The organism is Chitinivorax sp. B (assembly GCF_005503445.1).
Taxonomy (GTDB): domain Bacteria; phylum Pseudomonadota; class Gammaproteobacteria; order Burkholderiales; family SCOH01; genus Chitinivorax.
Window position 1 is genome coordinate 1 of the sequence record NZ_SCOH01000117.1, and the last position, 2,905, is coordinate 2,905.

5 protein-coding genes and 1 pseudogene are annotated in these 2,905 nt (G+C 49.0%); all 6 read right to left on the reverse strand.

Translation table 11 applies throughout. From position 1 onward, the window contains the following. Window positions 1-650, reverse strand: a 650-nt coding sequence (locus FFS57_RS24525; protein ID WP_137940451.1) for an RHS repeat-associated core domain-containing protein, incomplete at its 3' end; no start/stop codon positions are given. Beyond that, a complete protein-coding gene (locus FFS57_RS25485) occupies window positions 586-822 on the reverse strand; it encodes a hypothetical protein (RefSeq protein ID WP_171014204.1) in 237 nt (78 codons plus the stop codon). The genes FFS57_RS25485 and FFS57_RS24525, both read right to left, overlap by 65 nt. A gap of 335 nt (window positions 823-1,157) precedes the next feature. Further along, a complete protein-coding gene (locus tag FFS57_RS24530; RefSeq protein ID WP_137940452.1) occupies window positions 1,158-1,580 on the reverse strand; it encodes an SMI1/KNR4 family protein in 423 nt (140 codons plus the stop codon). Window positions 1,581-1,582: 2 nt separating this feature from the next. Further along, window positions 1,583-1,855: an HNH endonuclease gene (locus FFS57_RS24535; RefSeq protein ID WP_137940453.1), complete on the reverse strand. Its 273-nt coding sequence runs from the start codon at window positions 1,853-1,855 to the stop codon at window positions 1,583-1,585. A gap of 102 nt (window positions 1,856-1,957) precedes the next feature. After that, window positions 1,958-2,401 carry an Imm44 family immunity protein gene (locus FFS57_RS24540; protein WP_137940454.1) on the reverse strand — a complete coding sequence of 148 codons (444 nt, stop codon included), beginning with the start codon at window positions 2,399-2,401 and terminating at the stop codon, window positions 1,958-1,960. 6 nt (window positions 2,402-2,407) lie between these two features. Then, window positions 2,408-2,905, reverse strand: a pseudogene (locus FFS57_RS24545) (hypothetical protein); the annotation flags it as partial.

Below are 2,905 nucleotides of genomic sequence, written 5' to 3' on the forward strand. Positions count from 1 at the left end.
TGCGGCTTCGCGGACGTCAACCCACTTGGGTCGATCAAGTTGATTGGATCACCATCCACATAGGCATACGGGTTCAAGCCCCCGGCCAAACCTGACGGATCACGCTGCGTAAAGCGCCCGATACTCGGGTCGTACCATCTGGCCCGGTAGTACACCAGCCCCGCCACATCCGGCTCGCGACCGGTGTAGCCGTACTGCGGAATATCGCCTTGCCCATTGAGCCGGTTGCCCCACGCATCGAAGCGCTGCCAGGCCGTCAGTTGACCCTGGCCATTGCTCAGCCCGACGATACTGCCCAAGCCATCGCCATGATAGGTCTGCGTGCCTTGCGCGGTAATGCGCAGCAGCGGGTCGTCGGTGGCCCCGCCATGCACGGTGCGCCATAGCGGCGTCTGATACTGGCCGGTTTGATAACCGGCGATGATATCGTCGCCCAGGTAGTGGTAATCCTGGCCGCCGGCGCCATCGCTGCGGCCGATGCGCTTGCCGTCGGCGTCGTAACGGTAGCTGCCCAGCAGGGTGCCCGCTGCGCTGTCCAGGTTGATCCGGGTCAGCTGCTGCAGGCTGTTGTACTGGAAGGCATGCTTAACTGTGCCGACCGTCTTCAGGGTCAGGTTGCCGTTGGGGTCGTACTGGAAGCTGGCCAGCACGTCGCCGCTGGCGGCGGTTATCCGCCAAAATCAACGACTCTGACCCCAACGATTTTTCCACGCTGTTCAGCAGGCCGCCAGCACTGTAGGCGTAGCGCAGTTTCAGGCCACGACTGTCCTGTTGGCGGATCAGGCGATGGGTGAGGCCGTCGTAGACATAGTCTGTGGTCAATTGCTGGTTGCGGGCCTGGGTGACTTGGCCCAGTGCGTTGTAGCGGTATTGGAGGGTGTCGTCGGCACTGCTCTTCTTGTCCAGCAGGTGGCCGCTCAGCCAACTGAATCAACCACTCTGACCCCAACGATTTTTAATGGGTGACCCCAACGATTTGCGGTGGTTGATCGGCTGCTGGCGGCCGTTATCCGCCGAAATCAATCGCTCTGACCCCAACGATTGAAGATAAAAGCCATCTCCTACCTTACACAGCTTATTACCTACATTTTAAAAATTATCACCGCCATCAATTAATGACAAAGGCGTGAATTTTGACAGGACAACCAAAGTTTCTATCATTCTCTAATAGCAGAAAGAAATTCTTCGAAAGTTTTAGCAACCTCATATACTGCGCACGGCGATTCATTCATATCCAAAAAGACAACATTATTAGAACCACACTCTATGCAAAATATACTACCTCCGGAATCAGAAGCAATTGGAAGTAAAGGAATATCAAATTCAAATTCATTTAACAATTGAATATTCCAATCTATATTGCTAGTTTCGTATTTTCTATCGATACCAAAAAAAACTTTAACGTCCGTTGGGCTATCTTCCATGCCAGGTATGTCAATCGAACAAAATTCAGGAGTGCCGCCATTGAATTTTAAAAGGAATGCCCTATACTCCTCAGGAAATATTACGTTGAACTTTTTTTCTATATCCACAACCTCAGAGTCAATTATCGTCCTACCGTGATTTCCTATTTCTATCATGACTATTTCCTCCCAAGTTTAAATCCACCGGTATGACCAGTAAGAGAATGTATCCGACTCGGAACAAGTTGCATTGTTGTTCCATCTTGATGATGATGCCAAGTGTAATTTTCCGGAGTTGATTTTAGCCCAGCTAATTTATTTGCAGCTGCAAAATCCCCTCTCCGAGTTCCCGTCAGTTCAATTTTAACCGTTGCTTTTGTTACACTTGAGAAATCAGGAAAGCCATCTGCATCAAATGGAATGCCAGTTTTGGGATGCTTGCCACCCGCCAAATGCCCATTCTATTTCGAGGCGGGAGCGAACCATTTAGAATAAAGTATTCAACCACTCTGACTCCAGCAATTCTATAGCGGTAGTTGGCGCCCCCTTAATCATCAACTGTCAAGTGACTTTAGATATATCTCTACCGCTAGTCTCATATCCTCTGTAAATGCATGACAATCAAATTCCTTCGGAATTTTCACATCCAATTTGTTCACTTTCTCTAAGAGATACCGACATATCACTCTAATCATATGGGTTTCTTCTAACCCATTAAAGACAATTGGATCAAATGACAGAGCTAAACTAATGTATTTAACAGTTTCTCCACAAATCCAATCTTTGTAGCGGCCAACTTTGTTATTTGGCTTATAGAACTTCTCATTCTCAACTGGATCAGAGTCAACGGCAATCGCGACTAAAGTAACTTGATCGATATCCGCACCATATTTCTTGTCCTTAAAGAATGCCTGCAGAACAGACTCGATGAGAGTAACTGCATCACCTAATTTATGACCCAGCTCTTCCCCTGAAATACATGTGAATTTAATTATCATAAACAATCACTTGAAAATCCTGTTTCCAGGAGGCAAAGTGCCATTAGCTATAAAATATTCAATCAACCGCAGCTTCTCTTGAGCCAGCACCTCATAATGTGTACCAGTTGATTGAACCAACATTCGTAAGCCAAGCGCGTTCAGGGCTGTAGCAGAGTAACGCCCGGCAGGATCAGAAGTTGTACCATATTTCCAAATATCGCCTGCATTCAAATAGGCGACCCCATTCCTTACATCGGGAAAGGCGCCTGCAACTCTTGCAACCAATGCATACTGAGTCTCTGACGGTGAGGTTGATGTATTAGCCTTATTTACCAGGCGCTCCAACTGGTTCCAAGCCTTATCCAGCTGCTCACCGGCGCTGTGCATCGCATTGCCTGCTGCTGCACCAACCCCAGCCCCTAGCGCAACCCCCCCGGCTACGATAGCAGGATTTGCGGGAGCGCAACCACCTATAGTCGCGTAGTCACATCCGCCTGCAGCAACAAAGCCCAGTGCCCCGCC

Coding starts and splice junctions, on each gene's coding strand:
- FFS57_RS24530 (WP_137940452.1), bottom strand. CDS start 1,580: ATGATAGAAATAGGAAATCACGGTAGGACGATAATTGACTCTGAGGTT.
- FFS57_RS24540 (WP_137940454.1), bottom strand. CDS start 2,401: ATGATAATTAAATTCACATGTATTTCAGGGGAAGAGCTGGGTCATAAA.